This window comes from Sphingomonas sp. (genome assembly GCF_048595155.1).
Taxonomy (GTDB): Bacteria; Pseudomonadota; Alphaproteobacteria; order Sphingomonadales; family Sphingomonadaceae; genus Sphingomonas_I.
This window is the reverse complement of the sequence record NZ_JBMDXN010000077.1, coordinates 28,797-47,558: the sequence shown is the minus strand read 5'-3', so window position 1 is coordinate 47,558 and position 18,762 is coordinate 28,797. Positions and strand designations below refer to the sequence as shown.

18 protein-coding genes and 1 tRNA gene are annotated in these 18,762 nt (G+C 64.6%); 8 read left to right on the top strand and 11 right to left on the bottom strand.

The genetic code is table 11. The features are described 5' to 3' along the window. Nucleotides 1-154: 154 nt before the first annotated feature. Nucleotides 155-1,585, bottom strand: a complete 1,431-nt coding sequence (gene mgtE, locus ACOJSI_RS12800; RefSeq protein ID WP_420138681.1) for a magnesium transporter — start codon at nucleotides 1,583-1,585, stop codon at nucleotides 155-157. Nucleotides 1,586-1,676: 91 nt separating this feature from the next. Between mgtE and ACOJSI_RS12795 the strand changes: the two genes are divergently transcribed. Both ACOJSI_RS12795 and ACOJSI_RS12790 read left to right on the top strand, forming a co-directional pair. Then, entirely contained in the window at nucleotides 1,677-2,693 is a 1,017-nt protein-coding gene (locus ACOJSI_RS12795; protein WP_420138680.1) for an LLM class flavin-dependent oxidoreductase, read from the top strand. Between the two features lie 193 nt (nucleotides 2,694-2,886). Further along, nucleotides 2,887-3,351: a peptidylprolyl isomerase gene (locus ACOJSI_RS12790; protein WP_420138679.1), complete on the top strand. Its 465-nt coding sequence runs from the start codon at nucleotides 2,887-2,889 to the stop codon at nucleotides 3,349-3,351. 24 nt (nucleotides 3,352-3,375) lie between these two features. Here the strand turns inward: ACOJSI_RS12790 and ACOJSI_RS12785 are convergent, their stop codons facing one another. After that, the gene (locus ACOJSI_RS12785) at nucleotides 3,376-4,254 is read right to left on the bottom strand and encodes a LysR substrate-binding domain-containing protein (protein ID WP_420138678.1); all 879 of its coding nucleotides are present in this window, start codon (nucleotides 4,252-4,254) and stop codon (nucleotides 3,376-3,378) included. 401 nt (nucleotides 4,255-4,655) lie between these two features. Between ACOJSI_RS12785 and ACOJSI_RS12780 the strand changes: the two genes are divergently transcribed. Next, nucleotides 4,656-5,279 (top strand): class I SAM-dependent methyltransferase, encoded by a 624-nt coding sequence (locus tag ACOJSI_RS12780; RefSeq protein WP_420138677.1) that lies wholly within the window; start codon nucleotides 4,656-4,658, stop codon nucleotides 5,277-5,279. 45 nt (nucleotides 5,280-5,324) lie between these two features. On the opposite strand, the gene ACOJSI_RS12775 is transcribed toward ACOJSI_RS12780, so the two are convergent. Next, the gene (locus ACOJSI_RS12775) at nucleotides 5,325-6,521 is read right to left on the bottom strand and encodes a phospholipase D-like domain-containing protein (protein ID WP_420138676.1); all 1,197 of its coding nucleotides are present in this window, start codon (nucleotides 6,519-6,521) and stop codon (nucleotides 5,325-5,327) included. Nucleotides 6,522-6,587: 66 nt separating this feature from the next. On the opposite strand from ACOJSI_RS12775, the gene rpoZ reads away from it, so the two are divergent. The 5 genes from rpoZ (at nucleotide 6,588) to ACOJSI_RS12750 (ending at nucleotide 11,062) form a co-directional block, all read left to right on the top strand. After that, nucleotides 6,588-6,929 (top strand): DNA-directed RNA polymerase subunit omega, encoded by a 342-nt coding sequence (rpoZ, locus tag ACOJSI_RS12770; protein WP_420138675.1) that lies wholly within the window; start codon nucleotides 6,588-6,590, stop codon nucleotides 6,927-6,929. Nucleotides 6,930-7,144: 215 nt separating this feature from the next. Next, nucleotides 7,145-8,053, top strand: a complete 909-nt coding sequence (locus tag ACOJSI_RS12765; RefSeq protein ID WP_420138674.1) for a dTMP kinase — start codon at nucleotides 7,145-7,147, stop codon at nucleotides 8,051-8,053. A gap of 16 nt (nucleotides 8,054-8,069) precedes the next feature. Continuing rightward, a complete protein-coding gene (locus tag ACOJSI_RS12760) occupies nucleotides 8,070-8,798 on the top strand; it encodes a nucleoside triphosphate hydrolase (protein ID WP_420138673.1) in 729 nt (242 codons plus the stop codon). Nucleotides 8,799-8,864: 66 nt separating this feature from the next. Then, entirely contained in the window at nucleotides 8,865-10,205 is a 1,341-nt protein-coding gene (locus ACOJSI_RS12755) for a lipopolysaccharide biosynthesis protein (protein WP_420138672.1), read from the top strand. Further along, nucleotides 10,202-11,062, top strand: coding sequence for a hypothetical protein (locus tag ACOJSI_RS12750; RefSeq protein ID WP_420138671.1), 861 nt, complete (start codon nucleotides 10,202-10,204; stop codon nucleotides 11,060-11,062). The genes ACOJSI_RS12755 and ACOJSI_RS12750 overlap by 4 nt, the downstream gene beginning before the upstream one ends. Before the next feature lie 45 nt (nucleotides 11,063-11,107). Here the strand turns inward: ACOJSI_RS12750 and ACOJSI_RS12745 are convergent, their stop codons facing one another. From ACOJSI_RS12745 to ACOJSI_RS12710, 8 genes are all read right to left on the bottom strand, one after another. Beyond that, entirely contained in the window at nucleotides 11,108-13,525 is a 2,418-nt protein-coding gene (locus ACOJSI_RS12745; protein ID WP_420138670.1) for a TonB-dependent receptor plug domain-containing protein, read from the bottom strand. A gap of 29 nt (nucleotides 13,526-13,554) precedes the next feature. Continuing rightward, entirely contained in the window at nucleotides 13,555-14,535 is a 981-nt protein-coding gene (locus ACOJSI_RS12740) for a sulfate ABC transporter substrate-binding protein (RefSeq protein ID WP_420138683.1), read from the bottom strand. A 9-nt stretch (nucleotides 14,536-14,544) separates the two neighbouring features. Then, the gene (gene epsC / locus ACOJSI_RS12735; protein WP_420138669.1) at nucleotides 14,545-15,522 is read right to left on the bottom strand and encodes a serine O-acetyltransferase EpsC; all 978 of its coding nucleotides are present in this window, start codon (nucleotides 15,520-15,522) and stop codon (nucleotides 14,545-14,547) included. Between the two features lie 128 nt (nucleotides 15,523-15,650). Further along, nucleotides 15,651-15,726 (bottom strand) — tRNA-Thr (locus ACOJSI_RS12730). A 71-nt stretch (nucleotides 15,727-15,797) separates the two neighbouring features. Continuing rightward, nucleotides 15,798-16,151, bottom strand: coding sequence for a HesB/IscA family protein (locus tag ACOJSI_RS12725; RefSeq protein WP_420138668.1), 354 nt, complete (start codon nucleotides 16,149-16,151; stop codon nucleotides 15,798-15,800). Between the two features lie 136 nt (nucleotides 16,152-16,287). Beyond that, complete coding sequence (locus tag ACOJSI_RS12720; RefSeq protein WP_420138667.1) at nucleotides 16,288-16,752, bottom strand: SUF system Fe-S cluster assembly protein; 465 nt, start codon at nucleotides 16,750-16,752, stop codon at nucleotides 16,288-16,290. Continuing rightward, entirely contained in the window at nucleotides 16,749-17,975 is a 1,227-nt protein-coding gene (locus tag ACOJSI_RS12715) for a cysteine desulfurase (RefSeq protein WP_420138666.1), read from the bottom strand. Before ACOJSI_RS12715 ends, ACOJSI_RS12720 begins: the two co-directional genes overlap by 4 nt. After that, the gene (locus ACOJSI_RS12710) at nucleotides 17,972-18,715 is read right to left on the bottom strand and encodes a SufB/SufD family protein (RefSeq protein WP_420138665.1); all 744 of its coding nucleotides are present in this window, start codon (nucleotides 18,713-18,715) and stop codon (nucleotides 17,972-17,974) included. The genes ACOJSI_RS12715 and ACOJSI_RS12710 overlap by 4 nt, the downstream gene beginning before the upstream one ends. Nucleotides 18,716-18,762 lie beyond the last annotated feature (47 nt).

Here is an 18,762-nt window from a genome sequence, read left to right as displayed (position 1 = left end):
GGCCGGTAGCGGGTGGTGACGAACGTCTCGCCCGCCGCGGCCCGACCGGTTAGCCGTTCGCGCAACAGATCGGCGTCCGAACAGCCGACGGCGACTTTGGTAAGGTGAAGCAGGGGCACATTCCCCATCTGGCGCCTGTTCGCGCCCGTTCAAGTTAGCCGTGCAGGCCGACGATCGCCGCGAGCCCTAGGAAGGACAGAAAGCCCATACAATCGGTGAACATCGTCACGAACACGGCCGAGGATATGGCCGGATCGATCCGGAACTTCTCGAGCGTCAGCGGCACCAGCACACCGGACAAGCCGGCGACAAGGTTGTTGATCAGGATCGCCAGCCCGAACACGATCGCCAGATCGACACGGTGATAGAGCAGATAGGATCCGGCGCCGATGAACAGGCCGAGCAACAGGCCGTTGGCGGCGGCGATGCGGAATTCGCGCGCGATCATGCGCCAGGTATTGGATTCGGTCAGCTGATTGGTGGCGAGCGCGCGCACCACCACGGCCAACGTCTGCGTGCCGGCATTGCCGCCCATGCCGGTGACGATCCCCATCAGCGCGGCGAGCAGGGCGTACCGGGCAATCTCTCCGTCGAAGAGGCCGACGACCGCGGCCGCCAGCATCGCGGTCGGCAAGTTGACCAGCAGCCACATCATGCGGGTGCGAATGGTCAGCCGCAGCGGCTCGTTAATGTCGCCATCGCCGGCGCCCGACAGGCGCAGCGCGTCCTCCCCGGCTTCTTCCTGAATGATATGGACGATGTCGTCGACCGTGATCATGCCGACCAGGCGATCATTATGATCCACCACGGCGGCCGAGATCAGCGCATATTTCTGGAAGCGCAGGGCGACCTCTTCCTGATCCATGTCGACCGGGATCAGCGTCTGCTCGCGCTCCATCACCTCGGCGATCGGCACCTTGCGCTGCGCCCGCAGGATCCAGGACAATTTGCACGTGCCGATCGGGTGATGGCCGTGGTCGACGACGAAGACTTCCCAGAAATCCTCGGTCAGATCCTCATTGCCGCGCAGATAATCGAGCACGTCGCCGACGGTCCAATGTTCCGGCACCGCGATCAGATCGCGCTGCATCAGGCGGCCGGCGGATTCCTCCGGGTAGGACAGCGCTTCCTCGATCGCGGCGCGATCGTCCGGCTCCATCGCGCGCAGGACCTCGCGCTGATCCTCGAGATCCATGTCCTCGATGATCGCGACGGCGTCGTCCGTATCCAGTTCGGAGGCGAGATCGGCGACCTGCTGGTTGCTGAGGGCTTCCAGCACCTCGTCACGCACCCAGTCGTTCATCTCCGCCAGCGCGTCGCCGTCCAGCATTTCGGCCAGGATCTTGGCGAGCGGCTGACGCTGATCGGCCGGAGCCAGTTCGAACAGATCGGCGATGTCGGCGGGGTGGAGCGGTTCGACCAGCGCACGCGCCTGCGCGACCTCATCCGCCTCGACATGTTCGATGACGGCATCGACGAAGTCCGGCGTCAACCGGTCATCCTCGTCATGCGAGGGTTCGGCGGCGACGGGCTCTGCGAGGGCGAGCTCGTCCGGATCTGCGATGTCGGGTTCGCGCTCGCTCATACCACCTCCCCGCAACGCCGCTGCCCGCTTAGGCTGCACAATCCGCCTTGTCAGCCCTTCATCAGCGGGATGCACGCCCCATATAGTGGATGTGACCTATCATCTTTCCGTCCTCGATCAGTCCCCCATCGCCGCAGGTTCGACCGCGGTCGATGCGCTGCGCAATACGCTGGATCTGGCGAGGACCGCCGACGCGCTCGGCTATCATCGCTACTGGCTGGCGGAGCATCATGCGTCGCGATCCCTGACCGGCGTGGCGCCCGAGGCGCTGATCGGTCCGGTAGCGTTGGCGACGGAGCGGATCCGGGTCGGATCGGGCGGGATCATGCTGCCCCATTATTCGCCGTTCAAAGTGGCCGAGACCTTTTCGATGCTGTCGGCGCTGGCGCCGGGCCGGATCGACCTGGGCCTGGGCCGGGCGCCGGGCAGCGATCAGCGCACGGCCTTCGCGCTGCAACGGGATCGCAGTCGCCGCATGCCGAACGACTTTCCCGACATGCTGGACGAGCTGACGGCCTATCTCCAGGGAACGATGCCGGACGGCCATGCCTTTGCGCCGCTGCAGGATCTGCTGCCGACGGGCGGCGGCAGCCCCGAGCTATGGATGCTCGGGTCTTCGCCCGAATCGGCCTATTGGGCAGCGGAACGCGGCCTGCCTTATTGCTTCGCCGACTTCATCAACTCGGAAGGCGGCGATCTGGCGCGCGCCTATAAGGCCAATTTCCGTCCCTCGGCGCAGCTGGCCGAACCTTATGTGATGGCGGCGACCTGGACGATCGCTGCGCCCACGTCTGAAGACGCGGAACGGCTGGCCGCGCCCGCGCGCATGATGTTCGCGCACTTGTTCGCAGGAACCACCATCCCCGTGCCGTCGGTGGACGATGCGCTGGCCTGGCTGGCGGACAATCCGCAGGCGAACCGGCAGCGGCGGCGAACGGTGCTCGGCACCCCGCGGCAGGTGCGCGCCGGCCTGGATCAGGTCGCCGCCGATTATGGCGCGGATGAGCTGATGCTGGTCAACATCCTGCCGGATCACCAGGCACGCCGACGCTCGTACGAACTGGTGGCGGCCGAATATGGACTGGCGCCGGTGGTGGCGGCTGCCTAGTGTTGACCCAATCCCCTCCCGCTCATGCTGAGTAGAGACCGAGTAGGGCCGTAGGGCCGTATCGAGGGCTCGTATCGAAGCACGGTCCTTCGATACGGGCTCTCGAGACGCTGCCGACGGCAGCTCCTCGATCCCTACTCAGGATGAGCGGGTGAAATTCAGGGTGATTTTGCCCGTAGACCTGGAGATTCAAATGGCTGAAGAAACGTTGACGCTTACACTGGACACCGGCAACGACACCGGCGGCGACGTCGTGATCAAGCTGCGTCCCGACCTTGCCCCCAATCATGTCCAGCAGATCACCGATCTCGCCAAGGAAGGCTTTTACGACGGCGTCGTGTTTCATCGCGTGATCCCGGGCTTCATGGCGCAGGGCGGCGATCCGACCGGCACCGGCATGGGCGGATCGAAGAAGCCCGACATCAAGGCGGAATTCTCGTCCGAGCCGCACGTGCGCGGCATCTGCTCGATGGCGCGTTCGTCCAATCCGAACAGCGCGAACAGCCAGTTCTTCATCGTGTTCGATGATGCGACTTTCCTTGACCGTCAGTATACGGTGTGGGGCGAGGTGACGTCGGGCATGGAGCATGTCGACGCCCTGCCCAAGGGCGAGCCGCCGCGGGCGCCCGGCAAGATCGTCAAGGCAACCATCTCTTAAGGAATAGTCTCCACGGCTGGCGGTTCAGGCGATCGTCTCGAACAGCCAGTCGTGGAAGATTTTCACCGCCCGGTTGGAGAGGCCGGTGCGGCGGGAGGCGAACCAGTAGCTGTAACTGGAATCCGCCACTTCGTTGAAGATCCGCACGAGGCGCGGATCATGCGATCCCTCGACATGTTCGTCGAGCATGAAGGCCACGCCCAGCGCCTGGGCTGCGGCATCGAGGATCAGCTGCCCCGAATCGAAATGATCGGTGGCGCCGGGCTCCAGATCGGGCCGGCCGATCGACTCGCGCCAGATGTTGAACAATTCCGGCATGTCCCGGTGCACCAATATGGTGGCGCGGGCGAGATCGTCCGGCTGGCGGATGGCATCATTGCCCTGCAGCAGCTTGGGCGAGCCGATTGCCGCGACACGGCTTTGTGCGATCTTGCGCGAATATAGAGCAGGATCGATGTCCCGCGAGATAACGATCGCGGCATCCAGACCTTCGCCGAGCCGGGCGAGCGCATGGGGCTGCGTATCGAGGTCGATATGCAGCGACTGATGCCGCGCCTTCAGTTCGGGCAGCTTTCCGATCAATCGCTGCGATGCAAAAAGCGGCGGCACATTGAGGCGCAGGCGCAGCAACTCGCTGTCGCCCGTGGTTGCGTCGATTGCAACAGCGAGCGCGTCCAATGCAGGGGCAACGCGCGCGAGCAATTGCTCGCCGTCATTGTTCAGCATCATCGCTTGATGGCGCCGCTCGAACAGCGGCCGACCGACGAACCGCTCCAGCGCTTGGATACGGCGGCTTAGAGCGGGAGAGGACAAAGCGAGTTCTTCCGCGGCCGCCTTGACCGAACCAAGGCGAGCGACCTGCACGAACGCCTCGACGGCGGTTAACGGTGGCAGTCGGCGCACATCATGTCTCCCTAGGGACGGCGGCAGCCGGCCGGACCGGATGCGCCTGCAACAACGTGGTTGCGCAGGATTGTGAATGCGAATTGCGCAATTCGCAACCGCCAAATACCTCTTCGCACTTGCACAATGTTAGCGCAATCATCATACAGAGCATGCCTTTCAGGCATCCTCTCCTAAACTTTCAGGGTCGGCTCCCAACGGGGCCGACCCTTTTTTCTTTGGGCTAACCCGCTGCGAAGTGGTGGTTTGGCCCATTGCCATCGCCGGTCGCACCAGGGGCACGTTTCGTCGGCGATGCTTTTGCGATGGGCATCGTTTGAGACACATGCGCGTCTCTTGCCAATACGTGTCAGTTTTGCGACGGGTCGGCGACCATTGCGAGTCATAGGGATCGTGCCACAATGAATTCACCCGTCGCCGAGCAGGCGCTTAAGCGCAACGCGCGCGGTCGCCCGGTTTCGGGCCCCGGTCCGCTGGCGATGTTCTTCAAGGAATTTCTGCGCCATCCGGTCATGGTCGGCTCGATCATCCCGTCATCGCGCAAGCTGATCCGGACGATGCTGTCGCGGACGGACTGGGCGAACACCAAATTGTTCGTAGAATATGGCCCGGGCGTCGGGACGTTTTGCCAGGCGGTCCTGGACCGGATGGCGCCCGATGCGACCTATATCGCGATCGATACCAATGCCGACTTCATCGGCTATCTGGCCCGCACGATCAACGATCCGCGCTTCTTCCCGGTACTGGGATCTGCTGCCGACGTTCGTCAGATCATTCGCGATCATGGTCACGAACAGGCGGATTATATCCTGTCGGGCCTGCCCTTCTCGACCCTGCCGCCGGGCGTCGGCGCCAAGATCGCGACCGAGACCTCGGCCGCGCTGCGCGTCGGCGGAGCGTTTCTCGTTTATCAATTCTCGCCGAAGGTGCGCGACTTCCTGAAGATGGGCTTCGAGCGGATCGATCATGCGTTCGAGCCGATCAACATCCCGCCGGCGCAGCTCTACTGGGCCTGGAAGGACTAAGGTCGCTCGGGCGGCAGGGCGTGCCCGCCGCCATGATGCGCTGGTTTACTGATTGATGCCGAAGTTGAGCTTGCGGGTGACGCTGGCGTCGACGACGGCCATCAAATAATAAGCGGCCGCCCAGCGCACGCGCGCGAGGAAGCCTGATCTTTCATGCTCCTCGGCCTTGATCTCGCGCGAATTGGCCAATTCTCCCTCGAAATAGCTGCGCATGTGATCGGCAAATTCCTTGTCCTGGATCCGCAGCATGATCTCCAGGTTCAGGAACAGGCTTCGGACATCGAAGTTGGCCGACCCGATGTGGACGATATCATCGATCACGAACAATTTCGTATGCAGCTTCAGCGGCTGATATTCGAACACCTTCACGCCGCGCGACAGCAGGCGGTGATAGGTGTGGCGCGCCGCCGCGATCGCGACATTATGATCCGTCTTCGACGGCGTGATGACGCGGGCCTGGCCGCCGCGTCGGGCGACGCGTTCGATCGCGCGCATCATGCGCGGCGTCGGCGCGAAATACGCGGCAATCAGGTCCAGGCGCCGGGTTTTGCCGACATCGGCGCGCAAGGTGCGGACCCACGGGCTGAGCCGCCGGGTCGGGCCGCCGAGCAGCCAGCTGGTCTTGCCGCCTTTGGGATTGCTCCAGCGGCCGAGCGCCTGGCGCAGATCGCGTAGCTTGGCCTTGGGCTGATGCGTCCACCTTGCGAGCGCGTCGAAATAGCCCGCCAGCCGCTCGGCCGTCGGCCCCTCGACACAGATGCCAAGGTCGCGCCAGCCTTTCACCTCGTCGAAATAATCGTCTTCGACGTTGAACCCTCCCACAATGGCGTGGCGCTCATCGGCCAGCGCGAGCTTCTGATGATTGCGGAGCAGGTAGCGGCGGCCGTAGCGCGGCAGGAAGTGACAGACATCGGCACCCAGTGCCTTGAGCGGCTTGAAGAATTCCGGTCGTGCCGAACTGCCAAAGCCGTCCACGATCAGCGAGACGCGAACGCCGCGCTCCAGCGCGCGCTCCATTGCGGCGCGCACTTCGCGGCCGGTCTCGTCATCGGTGTAGATGTAGTAGAGCAATCGCAGCGTGCGTTCGGCGCCGTCGATCAGCCCGATTAGGGCCTCGAGCCGCTTCCGCCCCGACACGAGCAGCGTCAGCCGATTGCCATCAACCGTGAAATGTCTTGCTGCCTCCGATGGGTCGGGGGAGGCCTTCTGCGGCTCGACGGATGGATTCGTTGACTCTTGCACCCACTCGTCCTATTTCGCCGACCTTCCAGACACCACCAAAATGCTTGGTCAAGCGGAGCGTTCAAAATGGCGCGCGTTACCGTCGAAGATTGCGTCGACAAAATTTCCAACCGGTTCGATCTGGTGCTGCTCGCAGCCCAGCGCGCCCGGCAGATCTCCGGCGGAGCCGAACTGACGATCGATCGCGATCGCGATAAGAACCCGGTCGTCGCCCTGCGCGAGATTGCCGAAGAAACCGTGGTCCCCACCGACCTGACAGAGGCGGTCGTGCAGAACCTGCAGCGCGTGCAGGTCGACGAGGAAGATGCGCCGGACGCGATCGGCTCGCTGTCGGCATCGGCCGAAGCGCTGCGCCTTACGGCTGCGGCGCCCCCGCGGACCCAGAATCTCGGCGCGGATTACGAATAAAAAGATCGATCACTTTGATCGCATGCGGGCTCGATCTCTGCCGAGGTCGGGCCCTTATTTTTGTGATATTTCCGACGGATAGCGGTTCTCCGGCCCACGCCTCCGCGGCGGGCATGATGCGGGCGCCAAGCGTCATCGCACGCGGATGCGACGAACCGATTCAACTATACTTTCGGAGGTGTTACAATTTCGCATCATTAACTTATTTAGCCTCAATGCAGCAGCATCTGATCCCGTTGCGCACACGTTTGAGGCTCCTCCACGCTGTCTCCCTTGTCGCGCTTGTTCTGGCCATCCTGATGGTGGCCTTTCACGCTGGTCGCGCCTTGGTCGAGATGGACATGGCGGTACCGGCGTTGCTTCTCGTCGTGGGGCTGACGACGATCGACCGGCTGGAGGCCGAGCGGGATCATCCACCCAAGCTTGCGCCCCTGATCGCGATCGTGGGGTGCGATGGATCGGGCAAGTCGACGCTGTCCGCCGATATGCGCGCGACGCTCGCGGCCGAAATCCCGACCGAAGTCTGTTATCTGGGGCTTGGATCGGGCGAGCTCGGCAATCGGATTCGGCAATGGCCGTTGATCGGCCCCCGGGTCGAGCATGCGCTGGCCCGCAAGGCCAAACAGACGCGCAGCAAGGAGAAGACGATTCCCGGCTTGCCAACCGCGCTGGTCGTGTTCGCTTTCTCGCTGCTGCGGCTGCACCGCTTCCAGCGTGTCCTGGCATTACGCCGCAAGGGCGTGACGGTGATCACCGATCGCTATCCGCAAACGGAAATTGCGGGCTTCTACGATGGCCCGGGTCTTGCGGCGGCCCGCGCCGGAAGCCCCGTGGTGGCGTGGCTGGCGGAACAGGAGCGGCATATCTACGAGTGGATGGCGAGCTTCCTGCCCGACGTGGTGCTGCGCCTGAACGTGGATGCGGAAACGGCGCTGATGCGCAAGCCCGATCACAAGCCGGACCTGCTGCGCGAAAAGGTACGGGTAACGCCGCTCTTGCGCTTCCACGGCGCGCGCATCGTCGATCTGGACGCACGCGTCGGCTATGACAGCGTGCGCCGGGAAGCCTTCGCCCGGGTCGAGCCGATCCTGACGCACGCCGATCCGCTTCGCGTTGCCGCCTGAACAGGGCATGCAGACGATGGCCGATGAGATCATGATGCCGACGGCTCGATCGGACGGGCAGGGCCCCGCGCCGCTGATCGCACTGGTCGGCTCCGACGGCTCGGGCAAGTCGACCGTCGGCGCCAATCTGCTGGCCTGGATGCGCGAGGCGCGACCGACCGAACTGTGCCATCTTGGCAAGCAGACCGGAAATATCGGGCGGGCGATCGCGCGCTGGCCGGTGATCGGGCCGCGCTTCGCCAAGACGCTGCGGACGAAGGCAGACAAAGCCCAGGCGCCCAAGGGACCGGGCACGCTGACCGCCTTCGTCATCTATCTTTTCTCGATGCGGCGCGTGCGTCGGTTCCGGCACATGCTGAAGATCCGCCGGCGCGGCATCGCCGTGTTGACGGATCGCTTTCCGCAGGTGGAGATCCCCGGCCCGATGGACGGGCTGGGCCTTGCGGCCCCGGGTCGGGGCAATTGGCTGATCCGCACGTTGAGCCGGTGGGAGCGCCGCCAATATGACTGGATGGTGGGCCACAAGCCGGATCTGGTGATCCGGCTGAACGTCGATTTCGACACCGCGATCGCGCGCAAGCCCGACCATCGCCCATCGTCGCTGAAAACGAAGATTTCGGACGTGCGGCAATTGACCTTCGGCGGCGCGCCCATTGTCGATATCGATTCGGCGCAGCCGCTGGATGTGGTGCTGGATCAGGCCAAACGCGCTATTCGTGAAACACTGGCGGCCGAACGGGCCTGACGTAATCGCAATCCTGATGCTACAGGCCGCCGCCATGCCGCTGCGCGCCACCCCTGATCGTCGCCCATGAAGCGCTGGTTCGCCGACGGCGTTTTCCGGTCCGTCATCCGCAATGCCGGCTATCTGGGGTCGGGCAAGCTCGCGGGGGCGCTGCTGGGGCTGATCTCGCTCGCCTGCGCCGGTCACGCGCTGACCCCGGCTGTGTTCGGCATCCTGATGATCGTTCACACCTATGCGACGGGCGCCGGCGCGCTGGTGAAATTCCAGACCTGGCAGTTCATCGTACGCTATGGCGCGCCCGCTTTGCTGCGGGGCGATACGGGCTTCACGCGCGATACGATCCGCTTCGCCTTCGGCCTGGATATCGCCAGCGGGCTGGTGGGCATGGTGCTGGCGATGGTCGCCCTGCCGTTCCTGGCGGAGCGGATGGGCATTCAGGGCGAGAACCTGGTTCTCGCCTTCGCTTATTGTACGCTCGTCCCCACCATGTCGGCGGCGACGGCGGTCGGTGTCTTGCGACTGCTGGACCGGTTTGACCTGATCGGCGGCCAGCAGGTGGTGACGCCGATCATGCGCGCGATCGGCGCGGTCATCGCCTATTTCGCGCACCTGGGCTTCCCGGGCTTCGTCATCACCTGGTATGTGGCTGATCTGGCAGGGGACCTGTGCCTGTGGTTCCTCGCGGCGCGGGAACTCAAGCGGCGCGATATGTTCGACGCGTTCCGGCCCGGCCTGTTCGCGACGGCGCGCCGCTTGCCCAAGGCGTGGAGTTTCGTCTGGACGACCAATATCGCCCATTCGATCTATTCGGCCTGGGGGCCGCTCAGCAATCTGGTTGTGGCGACCGTGCTCGGGCCGGTCGCCGCCGGCCTGTACAAGATTGCCAGCACCTTGATGGATTCGACGAGCAAGCCCGCCGATCTGCTCAGCCGTGGCTTCTATCCGGAAATCATGCGGCTGGATCCGGCCAGCAAGCAGCCCTGGCGGCTGGGCCTGCGCGTCAGCGCGCTTTCGGCCTGTATCGGCATCGGGCTGGTGCTGCTGGTGATCGTCGGAGGGCAGCCGGTGATCGGCTTCATCTTCGGCAAAAAATATCTGCAGGCCTTTGATCTGCTTCAGATCATGACCTGGTCGCTGGTGGTTTCGACCGCGGCGTTTCCGCTGGAATCGCTCCTCTATATGGTCGATCGGCAGCGCACCGCGCTGGCGGCCCAGACAGCCTCGGCGGTCATCTATCTCGGCCTGCTTTATGTGCTGACACATATGCTGGGCCTGATCGGCGCGGGCATCGCGTTCCTGATCGGAACGATCCTGACCGGCGTCTTCATGCTGATCCCGACGCTGTCGAGCTATCGCAACCGCGCGCGCTATCGACAGCATCCGCATGCCGACCCGGTCGACCTATGACCCGGAACCGCACCCTCGCGCTCGACGAGCCCCGGTTCACCGCCGCCCAATGCGACGCGCTGTTCGAAGCCGTTCTGATCGACGACATTGTCGATGTCCACACCGAACTGCCCGATCGCATCACGCTCGATTTTGATCAGGCGCTGCTGGTCGACTGCTATCGTCTGTGCCGCCAATGGTGGAAGGACGGGGTGCATCGCGGGGCGATGGTGGCGCTGATCGATACGCTGAAGCGCGACCGCGATCTGCCGGAGGCGGAGCGGCTCGGCTTCAAATATGCCAGGGCCAAGTTCAAGCATCTGCGCTTCGCCTGCGCCTTGTTCCGCGACGATCATCGCTATCCGCGCGTGCTGGATTGGCTGACCGTGGCGCTGGGGCATTTGCAGGACGGCTTCAAGAACAAGCAAAGGGGCAAGGTCTATCGCGATGCCCTGCTCTGCCGTCTGCTGCTGTCCGACCCCGTCTACGGTGTGATCCAGCGTGAGGTGGACGGGTTCACCCCGGCGACGCCCAACCAGTTCCGCGCTTATGTGCGGGCGCAGGTGGAGCAGCTGCGTTCTGTGCTGGCGCGGAACACGATCACCGGGGCGCAATTCCATGCCACCCGCAAGATCATCAGCCGCCAGTCCGCCTTCTACGTCACCGTGCTGACGATCACGGACGGGGAGGAAGCCTATAAGATGTCGCGCGCGCTAGCGGCGATCAACGGGTTGATGGGGAGTCTGCATGACGTGCTGATCGAGCAGCGCGTAGCCGGCACGTTCGATTATCATCGTGCGCCTATGGCTCTGCCGGACGACATCCGGTCGCGGCTGGCGGAGCTGGTGGATCGCTACGATATTTCCGCGCTCAGCTGATCACAGCAGCCGCCACCCAAATGCCGGCTGCTGTGGATATTAAATCTACCAGCTGATGCCCGCGCGGGCGTAGAGATAGCGGCCATTGAAGCCGAACGGGGAGTAGAAGGGGAAGCCCAACACACCCGTTGAATTCAGCGCGGCCGGATATTTGCGCGGATAGGTGTCGAACAGATTGCTGCCACCGATGGCGAGCTGGACACCCTTCTTCGGCTGGTAACGCAGCTCCAGATCGGCGATCGCGCGCCGTCCGGTGAAGACGTCCGCGGCAGCGGTCGTGCCCGGTTGGTTGACGTTCCCATAATAGGTCACGCGCCCGGTCGCGCCGAAATTGTCGAGCGACCAGTCGATCGTGCCGGTCACCTTGGTGCCGGGGGTGCCGTCTTCCAGCGTGATGATACGGCTGCGCGCGAACAATGTCGGCTGGGGATTGAGGGCCGAGATCGACGTCGGCACCTTCGTCACGTCGGTATCGTTGACGTTGCCGGCGACCGTGAAGTCGAAGGTACCGGCCGCGGCGGCGCGCAGGCGGTAATGGGCGACCACGTCGATGCCCTTGGTTGTGGACGCAATGCCATTGATGAAGAAGCGCGCGGCCGAGACATTATAGGGCGCGAGCAAGGCGGCGACCTGCGGGCTGAAGGATGCCTGGATATTCTCCGACAGGCCGAGCTGGTTGCGGATGTGGATGCGGTAGGCGTCCACGGTCAGATCGAAGCCGCCGGCGCGGATGACGGTGCCGAAGGACAGGTTGGTCGATTTTTCCGGGTCGAGCGCCCTGCCGCCCAGCGCGGTCGCAACCGGCGCGGTGGACGGGTAGGTGCCGGTGAGGATCGGTGTCCCGTTGACCACGACCGACGCGACCGAGGTGAAATATTGCTGCTGCAGCGCCGGCGCCCGGAAGCCGGTGGAGGCGGTGCCACGAAGCGCGAACCAGGGCGTGAAATCATAGCGGACCGATAGCTTGCCGTTGCCGGTCCAGCCGAAATCCGAATAATCTTCCACGCGCCCGGCCAGGCCGACGAGCAACTTGTTCGTGACCTGCGCCTCCAGATCGACATAGGCGCTGCCATTTTCGCGATGCTTCTCGATCGCGTTGAGAGGGGAGAAGCCGCCGAAGCCTTGCGCGCCGGGGGCGCCGACCTTGCTGGGATCGGCGCCTTCCGGATAGCCGTAGGAGGCAAGTTCGCCGGGCGTGATCTTGAAGCCCTCCCGCCGTCCTTCGATGCCGAAAGCCACGTTCAGCGACTGGAATAGATCGAACTTGCGCGACACGTCGACGCCGGCGACAAGCTGGTCATAGACCATCGCGCCGTCCTTGAACTCGGTCGGCGAATTGTTGCCATATGCGTAGTTCGCCGAGTTGCGCGTCTCGAACGCGATGCGGTTGCGGCCATAGCTGATGTTCGCATCGACATTCCAATCGCCAAGGTTGCCCCTGATCCCGATCGCGCTGTTGAGATCGCGCGAGGTTGTATGGATCAGTGGGAGGAAGCCGTTGGGGTAGATGCCGCTGACGGCGCCGGCCGCGCTCGCCAGGCGCGGGAAGGCCGCGCTCTCGCTGTTGCGCTCCTGATAGCCGAGCCAGCCGTAGAGCTGCAGATCGTCGGTGATCGACGAACCGGCGTTGATCCAGCCAGTATATTGCCGCGTCTTCGGATCGCCGAAGCGCCCGGTGATCTGCGTCGGCGTGACGCGCGGATCGTAATCCGCACGGTTGGTCGGGCGGCGATCGAGATATTCGCCCGAGATCGTGACGTAGCCGTCGCTGCCGAAGCCGAAGCCCTGCCATGCCGAAGCCGTCAGCGTATGTTCCCCCGAAACGTGGCGGTCGCCCCGCGCCGTATCCACGTTCGTGTCGTAGAAGCCGTAAGTGACACTGGCAGCCCCACCCGAGCGCGCCTGCCGCAACCGCAGATTGATCACGCCGGCGATGGCATCGGAGCCATATTGGGCCGAGGCACCGTCGCGCAGCACTTCGATCGTGTCGAGCGCGACCGTCGGCACGGTGTTGAGATCGACGGCGGCGGCGCCGCGCCCCACGGAGCCGTTGATGTTGAGCAAAGCGGACGTGTGCGCGCGGACGCCGTTGATCAGCACGAGCGTCTGATCGGGAGAAAGCCCGCGCAGGGTGGCGGGGCGAATGGCGTCCGTGCCGTCCACGGCCGACGGACGGGGGAAGTCGATCGACGGCGCGATCGTGGCCAGGGATGCGCCAAGTTCGGTCGTTCCCTGCCGGCTCAAGGCAGCATTGCTCAGCACATCGACCGGGGAGGCGGTGTCCAGGCGGGAACGGCCCGCCGTGCGCGTGCCTGTAACGACGATCTCTTCGCCTGCGTCGGTCGCGTCCTGCGGCGTAGTGCTGGCCGGCGCGGCGTTACCGGTCTGGGCCGCCGCGGTGTCAGCCTGCGCGATAGCGAGCGTGGAGACGGCAAGGCCGTACAATGCGTAACGAATTACCATGATATTCCCTTTATTTTCCGGCAGTTCGCCTACCGGTTATTTTGTGCGACGATCTGATCGTAAACGCCGCCATCGGCAAAATGAGCCTTCTGGACGCGACGCCAGCCGCCGAAATTCTTGTCGACCGTGAACAATTTCAGGCTGGGGAACCGGGCGGCATATTTTCGGGCGACCGCCGGGTTGCGGGGGCGGTAGAAATTGCGCGCGACAATCTCCTGCGCGGCCGGGGTGTAGAGAAAGCGCAGATAGGCTTCGGCGGCGGCGCTGGTTTTGTGGGCCGCGACATTGCGGTCGACCACCGCCACCGGCGGTTCGGCCAGGATCGACAGCGACGGATAGACGATCTGATAGGCACCCTTCGGCGCCTGCTTGATCGCGAGCAGCGCCTCATTCTCCCAGGTCAGGAGCACGTCGCCCTGGCCGCGCTGAATGAACGTGGTGGCGGAGCCGCGCGCTCCGGAATCGAGGATCAGCACATTCTTGTACAGGCGCCGCACGAACTCGCGTGCCTTGTCCTGGCCATAGGTCTTGCTGGCATAGCCCCAGGCGGCAAGATAGGTCCAACGCGGTGCGCCGCCGGTCTTGGGGTTGGGCGTGATGACGCCCACGCCCGGCTTCACCAGATCGTTCCAGTCGCGAATATGCTTGGGGTTGCCCGCGCGGACGAGGAACACGATCGTCGAATAATAAGGCGTCGCGTTGAGCGGCAGACGCTTTTGCCAATCGGGCGCGATCAGGCCCCTGTCGGCGATCTGATCGATATCGTTGGCCAGCGCCAGCGTCACGACATCGGCCGGGCTACCGTCGATCACGGATCGCGCCTGCGCACCCGATCCGCCATGGGATTGCTTGATCACCAGATCCTGCCCGGTCTTCGCCTTCCACGCCCGGACGAATAACGGGTCGATCTGCTGATAGAGTTCGCGGGTGGGATCGTAGCTGACGTTGAGCAAGGTCAGCGCGGCGGCCGGGGAGACCGCCGCAAGGACGGCCAGCGCCGTGGCGATCATCGTCCGCACTCAATGCCCCCTGATCGAGTGAACCTTGCCGTCCTCATCGTCGGCCAGATCGCGTCCCGCGGCGAAGCAACGGGCGCGCGCCTGATCGACATAGCTGTCCGGCGGCACGCTCTCCGTCAGCCAGACATTGCCTCCGATCACGGAATTGCGGCCGACCGTGATGCGCCCGAGCAAGGTCGCGCCGGCATAGATAACGACGCCGTCTTCGATGATCGGATGTCGGGGAAGGCCACGCTGGATCACGCCGTCATCGTCCACCGGGAAGCCGCGCGCCCCGAGCGTGACCGCCTGATAGAGGCGGACGCGTTCGCCGATCACGGCGGTTTCGCCGATGACGACGCCGGTGCCGTGATCGATGAAGAAGCTCCGCCCGATCTGCGCGCCGGGATGGATATCGATCCCGGTCTTGGAATTGGCGATCTCGGCGATGATCCGCGCCACCAACGGCGCGCCGAGGCCATGGAGAAGATGGGCCAGCCGGTGGTGAATGATCGCGAGGACGCAAGGGTAGCAGATCAGCACCTCGTCCACGCTCAGCGCGGCGGGATCGCCGGCGAAGGCGGCTTCGACGTCGCTGTCCAGCAACTCCCGCAAGGCAGGGAGCGCGGCAGCGAACTGGCCGATGATATGGGCCGCATCCGCATCGATCCGCTCGGACGTGGTCTCGGATCGCGCATAGGCCAGTTCCAGCCGGATCTGGCCATAGATACGCGCCAAGGCCGTCTGCAGGGTCTGCGCGACGAAGGCGTCCTCATTCTCCAGCCGCACGAAGCTGGGACCGAGACGCAGCGGGAACAAGGCGCCGCACAAGGCCGCCATGATCTTGTCGAGATCGTGCCGCGACGGGAAGCCGACGGCGCCATGTTCGGTGTTGCGGCGATGGGCGTCGCGCCAGCGCTGCCGCGCCTCGCGCAGGCCGGCCGTGATGTCGTCGATATTCCAATAGCTGCCGGGGGGCAGCGCGGAGAGATCAGCCATGTCGGGTGCCCTTGTCACTGGGCGTTTCTTAGCCAGCCGTCGGGCGGGGCAAAGAAATAATTCCTATCAGGCGACTAGGGAATAGATATGGGGCACAGCGTGCGCAGGATATCGATCGCGGGGAAAAATGGTGCCGGCCGTCGGAATCGAACCGACGACCTACCGCTTACAAGGCGGTTGCTCTACCATCTGAGCTAGGCCGGCACGTCGTTTCGCCCCATGCGTCAGGTGGCGGCAAATTGCTAGTATCTGCGCGCCGGGCGCCGCCGCGGTTGCTAGACGGTGAAGCTTTCGCCGCAGCCGCAGCTGCCCTTGGCATTGGGATTGGCGAAGACGAACCCCGCCGAGAAATCGTCCTCGACCCAATCCATCTTGCTGCCGATCAGGTAGAGCAGGCTGGCGCCGTCGACATACAGGTCGCCGCCGGGCGTCGGCACCTTCTCGTCGAGCGGGCTGGCGCTGCTCACGTAATCGACCGAATAAGCAAGGCCCGAGCAGCCCCGGCGCGGGGTCGATAGCTTGACGCCGATCGCACCCTCGGGCGCCTGCGCCATCAGATGCGCGATGCGCCCCTCGGCGGAGGGCGTCAGCGTGAGCGCGGCGGGACGTTGACGAAGGACCGTGCTCATACAAACCTCCGTTGGTGCTGGGCGAAGGCGAAGCACGTGGGGCAAACGGCGGGATACGTCCTTCGACGTAGTTCATCCTGAGCGACGCCGCAGGCGGCGTCGAAGGGCTCAGGACGAACGGTGTTCGGGGTAAGCATCACAGCATCCCCAATTCTAGCTTGGCTTCGTCGGACATCTTCTGCGGATCCCATGGCGGATCCCAGACGAGGTTGACGTCGGCGAGCCCGACGCCCGGGACCGATCCGACGCGCAGTTCGACCTCGCCAGGCATCGATTCCGCGACGGGGCAATGCGGCGTCGTGAGCGTCATCGTCACGGCAACATGACCGTCGTCGCTGATATCGACCCCATAGATCAGGCCGAGATCGTAGATGTTGACCGGAATCTCCGGATCGTAAATCTCCTTCAACGCATCGATCACGCGCTCGTAGAGATCGCCGCCGACTTCCCCGGGCGTGACCGCCGGCGCAGGCTGCAGAAAGCCCGTCAGATAATCGCGGGGGCGCGCGGCCTCATCCGCAACGTCATCGGCGCGCGCCTTGGGCGGGGCGGGGGGCGCCGCGCTCAATTCCTCGATCTCGATCTTCCGTTCCTCATTCATCCGAAGATACGCCTTACCCGCTCGATACCCTTGACCAGTGCGTCCACATCGGCCGGGCCGTTATAGACGCCGAAGCTTGCCCGCGCCGTGGCCGGTACCCCCAGCACCTCCATCAGCGGCTGCGCGCAATGATGGCCGGCGCGGATCGCGACCTGTGCCTCGTCCAATATGGTGCCGACATCGTGGGGATGAACCCCCTCGACCGCGAAGCTGACGATGCCGGCCGAATCCTCCGGCCCGAACAAGGTTACGCTATTGAGGTCGCGTAGCGCCGCGCGGGTCTGGCGGACCAACGCCGTCTCATGCGCGTGGATCGCATCGAGCCCGATCGCCTCGACATAGTCGATCGCGGCGTGGAGCCCGAGCGCGCCGACGATGTGCGGCGTTCCCGCCTCGAACCGCGTCGGCGGCGGCGCATAGGTGGTGCGTTCGAAGCTGACCTTGTCGATCATCGATCCGCCGCCCTGCCACGGCGGCATCGCCTCCAGCAGTTCCGGCCGCGCCCACAGGCAACCGATGCCGGTCGGTCCGTACAATTTGTGGCCGGAGAAAACGTAGAAGTCGCAGGCCAGCGCGGCCACGTCGACCGCGAGACGCGGTACCGCCTGGCACCCATCGACCAGCAATTTGGCGCCGACGCCATGCGCGAGATCGGCGGCGCGGCGCACGTCGAGGGTCGAGCCGAGCACGTTGGAGACATGCGCGAGTGCCACCAGCTTGTGGCGCGGCGTCAGCATCGTCTCGACCGCGTCGAGATCGATCCGGCCGTCCTGCGTCAGCGGCGCCACCTCGATTTCGATGCCGACGCGATCGCGCAGCAGCTGCCACGGCACAATGTTGGAATGATGTTCGAGCTGGCTGAGCAGGATGCGATCGCCTGCTTTCAGGTGCGTGCCGCCCCAGCTTTGCGCGACGAGGTTGATCGCCTCGGTCGCGCCGCGCACGAACACGATCTCGCTGTCCGATCCCGCGCCGATGAAGCGCGCCACCCGCCGCCGTGCCGCTTCATAGGCAAGCGTCATGTCGGCGGAGCGTTGATACACGCCGCGATGCACGGTGGCGTAGGTTTCGCCATAAGCGCGCGCGATCGCATTGAGCACCGGCTGCGGCTTCTGCGCGGTGGCGGCGGTGTCGAGATAGGCCCAGCCGGCGGGGATGGCGGGAAAGTCGGACACCAGGTCCAGCGCGCGCGCCTGCCCGTCGAAGGTGGCATGCTCGTTCACAGCACCCGCTCCAGCGCGGCATCAATCGCCGCGGTAAATTGCGCCGCGTCTTCGGCACCGTCGAACAGGCCGCTCACGAAGGCGCGCAGCAACAAGGCCTTCGCGTCGGCCGGCGGCAGGCCGCGGCTGGCGAGATAGAAGAGCGCCTGCGCGTCCAGCTCGCCGACGGTCGCGCCGTGCGCGCACTTCACGTCGTCGGCGTAGATTTCGAGTTCGGGCTTAGCGTTCACGGTCGCGCTGCGATCGAGCAGCATGCCCTTCACCGATTGGACGGAATCGGTCTTCTGCGCGTCGCGCGAGACCGCGACCTTGCCGAGATAGGAAATGGTCGAGCTTGCTCCGGCGATGCCGCGCACCGTCTGCCGGCTGGTCGCGTTCGCCTCGAAATGGCGCACCGTCGTGACCAGCTCGATCGTCTGCTCGCCGCCCGCGATCAGCGCGGCATCGAGTTCGAACGAGGCGCCTTCGTACAGGGTCACATCGAGTGCGACCCGGCCGAGGCGGCCACCGCTATTGACCAGCTGCATCGCGAACGACGCGCCGACGCCAACCTCGATCGTATAGTCGCGAACCGCGGTTGCGTCGGCGGCGGCGTCCTGCACCAGGCTCACCTGCCGGCTCTCGCCCGCCGCGACGATGATCTTGTCCGGCACCGGCACCGGCCACACCGCCTGGAGCGCGGCGAAGTCGCTATAGCGCCAGGCTTCGTCGCGGCGCGTGGGGAGATTATGTGCGTTCATCCCCTCTCCCCTTGTGGGAGAGGGTTAGGGAGAGGGGTTCGGGCGAG